Source organism: Sphingomonas sp. 28-62-20 (assembly GCF_002281505.1).
The window spans coordinates 1-8,134 of the sequence record NZ_NCGH01000042.1; the positions used below are offsets into that span (position 1 = coordinate 1).

Consider the following 8,134-nt stretch of genomic DNA (forward strand, 5'->3'; position numbering starts at 1 on the left):
AACCCGACAATATCGGCGCGGCCATCGCGGTTGACGTCGATCAGTTCGCGGCGAAACGCGTTGTCGCTCGTCCACCCCTGGTTCGCGCCGAAGTTGGCGGAGGCGAAGGTTACTGCGCTGAACGAGCCGTCGCGCTGGCCGTAGGACACAAACGTCCCCGCCTGCCCAAACCCGACGATATCGGCAAAGCCATCGCCGTTCACATCCGCCACATGCCGCGAAAACCTGTCCTGCGAAGACCAGCCACCCGCGTTGATGGCGAAGTTGTTAACGCGCGTGCCGCCGGGATCGGCGTAGCGGAAGGAAAAGAGCCCGTCAGCAAACTGAAAAAGCTCGACGTTCGACACGGTGTCGGTGCCGTCGGCGGTGGAGGTAACAGTGACCGTTCCGCCAGCGTTGCGGGTGACGGTGGATTGGGCGCGGGTCGCGGCATAGATGGCGGTGTCAATGTCCGTGCCGCCATCGAGCGCATCATTGCCAGCGCCGCCGGAAAGAAAATCGTTGCCGCCAGCGCCGCGTAAACTGTCGTTGCCGCCGGCGCCGTTGAGATAATCACGGCCAGCCTGTCCGATCAGAGTATCCACAGCATTCGTGCCCGCAGCGTAAAGACCGACGCTTTGGGACCTGATATCGGCGGTCGTAAAACTGCTGCCATTAAAACTCACTGCGAAGTTCCCAGCCAATCCGACTCCTGTCAACTGGCTGCCCGCGACGGCAAGATTCCACACCGGAAAAGCCGTAAGATCGATTACATCAACCCCGGTGGTGAAATCGAATATTGTGTCAGGGGTCTGGGCTAAAGAATCGGCAGCGCTTAAAAAAACGAATGTGTCAGCGCCATTTCCACCGGTTAGAGCATCTCGGCCGAGGCCCCCTATAATCGAATCGTTGCCGTCACGTCCGAAGATCGTGTCTGCAAAGTCAGAGCCCGTCAGCAAATCGTTGGCGCTCGATCCCTGTAACCCGAAAAATTCGAATCCGGTGATTTGACTCCCGCTCGCGATGCTCGCCCCAATCGAGAATGTTAACGACTGAGTTCCGTAGTAATTAAAATATATAATATCACTGCCCGCTCCACCAATTAAAATAATATTAGAAAATGAACTTCGTATTGTATCTTTTAACTCGATACCAACATAGTCATTTCCATCTCCACCATCGATAAAAATTGCCTCATTTAAGGAACTAACTTGCGTAAAAACTGAGTCGTTACCACCCGCAGCACGGATAATAGCATTGCCGCCAAATGTACTGATTGTATCAACGCCCATTGAGCCAGTGATGTTATCGCCCCGCGATGTCCCACTGATCTGTATGTTTTCGACATTGATCACAAGACCACTGCTTACACCATCGCCCGACAGCGACAGGTTGAGCGGCCGTGTTGAATTGAAGGAGAAGATATTGAGCGAGTCTGTGCCTGCTCCGCCGTCTATGCTGAATGCGGGAAGGGCGGCGTCAACGCGCAACTGAATCGCGTCATTGCCGCCACCGCCAAGAATCGCAACCGCGCCATAGCCAGAAGCAATAACGGCATTAATATTGTCGCTGCCATCACCACCATCAATGTAATCACCACCCGATCCGCTGTCGATCTTGTCATTGCCCGCCCCACCGAAAATGACGTCGCGCGACGCGACTCCTGCAATGACGTCGTCGGCTGCTCCACCATTTTGGGTCAGTGTTTCGATTGCTGTATTCCAGTTCCAGCTAGCGACTTGGCTGCCATCATTGCTATTGGTACCGTACAAATACTGAATTGCGGCAATGTCGAGTGAACCCAGCCTATCGCCAGGGCCTCCTCTAAAGGTGTAACTCAAAACGGTGCGCGTGACGTCGTCCAGTGCCGGGTCAAGAGTTGTGCTACCATCGAACGGATGCTTTAGCCCCAGTGCATGGCCGATTTCGTGAAGCAGGACATAAGCGTTTGATGCCCAAGGTTGGAGAAGAAAAACATCGCTTTGGAAGCCATCGCGTACCGTTGGAGATCCATAATACGCAAAACCTGCCGCACCTGGGCTTCCAAGAGCAGCCAAATCATAAATGCCAAAATTGATATCGCCGACGCTGTTGGTCACTTCGAAAAACGTGATCCCGGAAACCGACGCCCACGCATCCAGCGCCAAGCGGGAAGCTGCCTTTTGCGCATCGTTCATAGGTAGGAACGTTGCGAGTTGCGCGGGCGAATAGATCGCAGACAAATAAGCTGGCGGGGCCGACGCAAATGAAAATGTGTAAAACGCTGCCTTGCCTGGCGTCGATGAAATCGACGACTGAAGTAACGCTGTAAAGTCACTTACGACCGGCATGCCGCCCACCCCATCAACTGATGTGCACTTTAAACCTTGATTGAACCGAAAACATATAAAAACTAACTCGGTCAACTGCTCGTCCACGGTCTTTCACCCATAACCAGATTTTTCTGGCCAACGATGATAGCGGCTTCGGCTAACCCCATATATTTTAAATCTTTAATCGCTGAAGTTATAGGTATCCAGCAAGGCGCTTTGCATGGCCTTGCCGTAAATCGCCAAAAATGCCTCGTTCCCGATTTTGATAACTAGGCTCAGGACTCATTGAGGCAACCAGAAGATGATGGTTGCGGCGATGCAGATGGCGGACATGAAGGTGTGCGCGCAGCGATCGTAGCGGGTGTGGATGCGCCGCCAGTCCTTGAGCCGACCGAACATGATCTCGACCTTGTGACGCTGTCGGTAGAGCGCGGCATCGTGCGAGATGGCGATTTTGCGGTTGCGCTTCGACGGTATGCAGGCTGCGGTTCCGCGCTCGGCGAGGGTGCGACGGAACCAGTCGGCATCATAACCCCTGTCGCCGATCAGGTGCCTTGCTCGTGGCAAGGCGTCGATCATGAGGGCGGCTCCTTTGTAGTCGCTCATCTGCCCCTCGCTCAGCAGCAGGACGAGCGGTCGCCCCAGGTCGTCGCACACGGCATGGAGCTTGGAGTTCAGGCCGCCTTTGGTGCGCCCGATACGTCGGGAAAGAGCCCCCCTTTTAAGAGGCTTGCCGCCGTCCGGTGCGCCTTCAGGTGGGTGGCGTCGATCATGATCGTATCGGGCTCGCCCGCCTTTGCCGCCAGCTCGGCAAAGATGCGGTTGAAGACCCCCAGTCGGCTCCAGCGGATGAAGCGGTTGTAGATCGTCTTGTGCGGCCCGTACGCCTTGGGCGCGTCCCGCCACATCAAACCGCCCCGGATCACGTAAATGATCCCCGACACGATACGTCGGTCATCCACCCTCGGAATCCCATGCGACAAAGGAAAGTAAGGCTCGATCCGGCGCATCTGCGCCTCGCTCAGCAACCACGGCTCGGACATCGGCAACGCCTACTCGACCCCGCCATTGAATCAACACCTTGTCCCTCATGCAAGTGATTTAATGGGTCCTGAGCCTAGGCAGCCTATATTTGCGATTTGCTTCCGAATTGCGGCGCACCGGGCAATGGTGCATATCTTCTCAGCATCTCAGGTGCACGCGCTTCGGACCACTCTCACCTTTCTCTTCCCGCCTGCGAGACCGAAGTCTGGATCGGGCTCAACAGCCAGGAAATGATCCGGCGCGATCCGGTGCGGATATCGGCAGTCACCGCCAAGCCAGAAGACAAATGCACCGGCTTGCCGTCAACAACGATCGTCGCGCGAGTCAGGCGAATGCGCGCCACATAGGTTGCACCAAGCTTGGGATCGACCACCGCATCGCGGCTCAGCGACACAACTTTGCCTGGGACCGTTCCATAGCGTGCGAAGGGAAAGGCCTCGAACTTCACTTCGGCGCTCTGCCCCTCGCGCACGAAGCCGATGTCTTTGTTCAACACGCGTGCCTCGACTTCGATTTCACCGTGCGTCGGCACGACGACCATCAGCGTTCGAGCTGGTTCGACCACGCCACCGATCGTATGGACTGCAAGCTGTTGGACGGTGCCGTTATCGGGCGACAGCAATCGCTTAAGGCCATTGCGCCGAATTGCCTTGGTCACCTCCTCGCGTTTCTGGATAGCCTCGCTTTCAGCCTTAGCGAGATCGGCCAGAGTCTGCCGCATCGCCTGGTCACGCGTCTGCGCCATCTGCGCTGCAAGACGCCGCGCTTCGGCCATGGCGCGCGCGTGCTGCGCCAAGGCGACATCGCGGTCGCCCTGCTCGGCGCGGCGCTGACGTTGTAGTTCGAGCAGGCGCAGCCCAGGCGCATACCCCTGAGCATCAAGCCGGTTCATCGCGTCGAGCTCGTGATCGAGGATCGGTAGCGTAGCATCGAACTTGCTTCGCTGCGCATCGGCGGCGCGCGCATCGGCGAGCGCGGCTGAACGCGCGGCGCTGTGTCCTGCGACGGTCGAGTTAACCTCGGCGAGTTGGGCAGCAATCAGTTTCTGTTGTGTCGCAGAGATGTCTCCAGGGGTTCCAGGAGGTGGCGCAAAGTGCAATCCACCGCCCGTGAGCGCGTCGCCAACAGCCCGGCTGCGCGCGACATCGAGTTCTGCGGCGAGCAACGCCTTGTTCGCCTGTTCGAGCTCGGCTGACGATAGCGTCAGATCGAGGTCGATGAGGACCTGCCCCTTGGTAACGCGATCGCCGTCGGCAACGTGGATTGCAGCAACCACGCCGGACCCGGCCGACTGGACGATTTTGATGCTGCCGCTGGGCAGGACCTTGCCGGTGGCCGACGCTACCACATCGACCTTGCCCAGGATGAGCCACGTCAGCGTCGCGACGAGCAAGGCAAGCAGCACCCAGGCGGTGCCCCTTCCGGTAGGGGAGACTGGCCGTTCGACCACTTCGAGCGCGGCGGGGAGGAACTCCGTTTCGCGGCTGATTTGATGCGTTTTACGCCTTTCTCGATCGGCACGTAGCGCCTCGCGGATCACCCGCACATAGTGACCGGGCCCGCTCATGCAGCACCGCTATCGGCAAGACCGCTCTGGCGACGGTGCAGATCAGCATAGCGGCCACCCGCGCGTAAAAGTTCAGCGTGTGTGCCGCGCTCGACAATCCTGCCACCTTCGAGCGCGATGATGGCATCGCATTGCCGCACCGCCGAAAGGCGATGCGCGATGATCACCACGGTCCGGCCCTGGCTCATCGCCTTCAAGTTGGCCTGGATGATCTCCTCGCTTTCAGCATCGAGTGCAGAGGTTGCCTCATCAAGGATCAGAATTCGCGGCCGTGTGACCAGCGCGCGGGCGATCGCAAGTCGCTGGCGTTGCCCGCCCGACAGGTTGGTCCCGCGCTCCTCGACGGGGGTGTCATAGCCGCCAGGTAGCTTGAGAATGAAGTCGTGTGCCCCCGCCAATCGCGCAGCCTCAATCACCGCTGCGAGTGGCATTGCCGGATTGGGCAAAGCGATATTCTCTCGGATCGAGCGATTGAATAGCAGGTTTTCCTGAAGCACAACGCCGATTTGTCGACGCAACCACGCGGGGTCGATCTGTGCAATGTCCACATCGTCGATCGTGATCCGCCCACCTTGCGGGACATAAAGCCGCTGCAGAAGCTTGGTCAACGTCGACTTGCCCGAACCGGATGAGCCGACGATCCCGAGCGAAGCACCCGCAGCAATCTTCAAGTCAATGTCCTCAAGCGTCCACGGCCCTTCAAGGCCATAGCGAAACCGCACAATGTTGAACGCGATTTCGCCCCTGATCGCAGGCAATGAGGTGCGACTGCCCGCGCCAGGCTCTACTGGCTGGTTGAGCACGTCACCTAGTCGGGCGATCGCGATGCGTACCTGCTGGAAGTCCTGCCACAGCTGCGCCATACGAATTACCGGGCCCGAAACACGCTGCGCAAACATATTGAACGCGACGAGGCCGCCAACTGTTAGCTTGTGCGCGATCACCGCCTCGGCACCAAAATAGAGGATCGCCGCAAGGTTGAGCTTGGAGACTAACTGGATCAGTTGCGACCCAGTGTTGCCTATGTTGATCACTCTTTGGCTGGCGGTGCTGTAGCCGGCCAGTTGTCGCTCCCATCGTTCCTGCCATTGCGGCTCTACGGCACCGGCCTTAAGCGTGTTGATGCCAGATATACTCTCGACGAGAAGCGCGTTATTGGCAGCTCCGCGCTCGAACTTCTCCTCGATCCGGGCCTGCAAGGGGCGGGTGACGAACACCGCGACCAGGATGTAAGCCGGAATCGTCAGTACCGAGATCAGAAACAGTTTGACCGAGTAAAACCACATGACGACAAGGAAGACCACCGTGAAGGCTGGATCGACCAGCACCGTTAGAGAGGCGTTGGTCAGAAATTCGCGTATTGTTTCCAGCTGGCGTACGCGCATCGCGATATCACCCACGCGCCGCGCCTCGAAATAGCCGATCGGAAGCCCGAGTAAGTGCCGAAACAGCCGCGCACCTAGTTCGACATCGATCTTCTGGCTAGTTTCGGAATAGAGCCGCGTACGCAACCACCCGAACGCGGTTTCCCAGAACGAGACCGCGACATAGCCGATTGCCAGCACGGTAAGTGTGTCAAGTGTTCCGTGGACTAAGACCTTGTCGACAACGTTTTGGAAGAACAGCGGCGCTGCGAGACCGAGCAGATTAAGCGCCAAAGTGATCAGCAGAACTTCGCCGATCAGCCGACGGTATTTGACAATCTGGGGGATGAACCAGGTAAAGTCGAAGGGTCGTCCAGCGGCGCCCAAACCCTCGCGCGTGGTGATCAACACCAACTCGCCTGACCAGATCGCTTCGAGTTCATCGCGGGTGAGCTTGCGGATCGGAAACTCCGTGACGCCCGGCTGAGGGTTCACGAATTGAACAAGCGCTTCGTCTCCAGCGACCCGGCCCAGGATGAACCAACCCTGCGATCCGTTTGCAAGCGCGGGCAATGGCGTACGCGCGAGTTTATCGAAACTAGTCCGAATCGAACGAGCCCGGACCTCCCCGTGCCCCTTAGCGATACGGAGCAAATCCCGCGAGCTTGCCGCGTGATAGTGCCCAAGACTATGGCGCAATTGCAAGGGATCGACCACGATCCGATGCATCGCAAACATCGCAGCAAGTGCGATCGGTCCGCTGTCGTCGCTCGCCTGGCCGATCTCGACTTCGGGATTGACGCCAGTCATGGTCGCTTAAGACTCCGGTCAGATAACGGACGCCCCGTCGTGCCCGAGATCGGGACGACTGGGGAGGAGCGTGCGGCTGGAATTGGCAGCTGCTCAGGCGCCGGCACGATCGCGGGGTCGCCTTCGCCGGCCGACGGCTGCTCGAGGCCAGCCTGCCTGGGCCGGGTGGAATAAACTTGGTCGAGCGCTTGGACGGCGCCGGCCCAGGGCACTCTGGCGCGCTGGTTGATCTTTTCAAAATGGAGATCGGGATTGTGTAGGCCCGTCCCGGTTAGCAACGCTCGCGCTTCCAGGAGACCGAGATGGCGCAGCAGCGTCGCTTGAGCAACATAGGTGTCGCGGCGGGCATTGACGAGCGCAATCTGGGCATCGCGCAGCGAGCCATGGGCAAACAGCACGTCAAATGTCGAACGCAGCCCCGCGCGATATTCCTCAAACGTTCCCTCGTCGAACACGCGCGCAGAATCGAGTTGCGCCTTGCCCACTTCGACGTTGCGCTGCCCGGTGGCGATAGCATTCCAGCTGGAGACGATCCTCTCGACCACACGCCGGCGTATTGCCTCGATCCCAACACGATCGACGGAATTGCGATCCTGCGCCTGGGCAACCAGCGATCGCACGCGCGCCCCGGTGCTGAGCGGGATCGTTAGCACCGCCTGACCATCGAACACTTGATTCCCGTTTACGAGATTAGAGGGTGTGACCTGCCCGATGAAATTCGCCGACCCGCGCAACGACACCGTCGGCCTACCTTCCGCGCGAGCAGCGGCAATGCGCGCGCGCGATGCGCGCTCGGTGGCGATCGCTTGCGCCAGATCGGGGTTGTAAGTGTAGGCAAGGTCGAATGCCGTGTCGATCGATACCGGCAGCTGCGGCAAGGGCGGTGACGGTGCGAGGGCGCCGGGGTCATGCCCCACCAGCGCCGCATAGGTTGCACGATCGGCCTCGTGTTGTTGTTCGTGGTCTGAGCCCCGACGATCCTCCACCTATGAGTAGAGCCGGAGGCCCTGTTGATGCCCTTGCGTGGGCGTGATGGCAACCGGGTTGGGGGTTAACCC

Annotated in this window: 5 protein-coding genes; all 5 read right to left on the reverse strand. The window is 59.0% G+C overall.

Features of this window, described 5'->3' with window-relative positions; translation table 11 throughout:
- Positions 1-2,396 (reverse strand): FG-GAP-like repeat-containing protein (locus B7Y43_RS19350; protein ID WP_374133314.1); only part of this gene is annotated, 2,396 nt, incomplete at its 3' end.
- 177 nt (positions 2,397-2,573) lie between these two features.
- Positions 2,574-3,334, reverse strand: a protein-coding gene (locus B7Y43_RS19355; RefSeq protein WP_374133315.1) for an IS5 family transposase whose coding sequence is annotated in 2 segments (ribosomal slippage) — positions 2,574-3,016 and positions 3,016-3,334 — 762 coding nt in all. Because the reading frame shifts where the segments join, the coding sequence is not laid out codon by codon here.
- A gap of 173 nt (positions 3,335-3,507) precedes the next feature.
- Positions 3,508-4,902 carry an HlyD family type I secretion periplasmic adaptor subunit gene (locus tag B7Y43_RS19360; RefSeq protein ID WP_374133316.1) on the reverse strand — a complete coding sequence of 465 codons (1,395 nt, stop codon included), beginning with the start codon at positions 4,900-4,902 and terminating at the stop codon, positions 3,508-3,510.
- Complete coding sequence (locus B7Y43_RS19365; RefSeq protein ID WP_374133317.1) at positions 4,899-7,076, reverse strand: type I secretion system permease/ATPase; 2,178 nt, start codon at positions 7,074-7,076, stop codon at positions 4,899-4,901. The genes B7Y43_RS19360 and B7Y43_RS19365 overlap by 4 nt, the downstream gene beginning before the upstream one ends.
- Positions 7,073-8,062 carry a TolC family protein gene (locus B7Y43_RS19370; RefSeq protein WP_374133318.1) on the reverse strand — a complete coding sequence of 330 codons (990 nt, stop codon included), beginning with the start codon at positions 8,060-8,062 and terminating at the stop codon, positions 7,073-7,075. The genes B7Y43_RS19365 and B7Y43_RS19370 overlap by 4 nt, the downstream gene beginning before the upstream one ends.
- Positions 8,063-8,134: the final 72 nt, after the last annotated feature.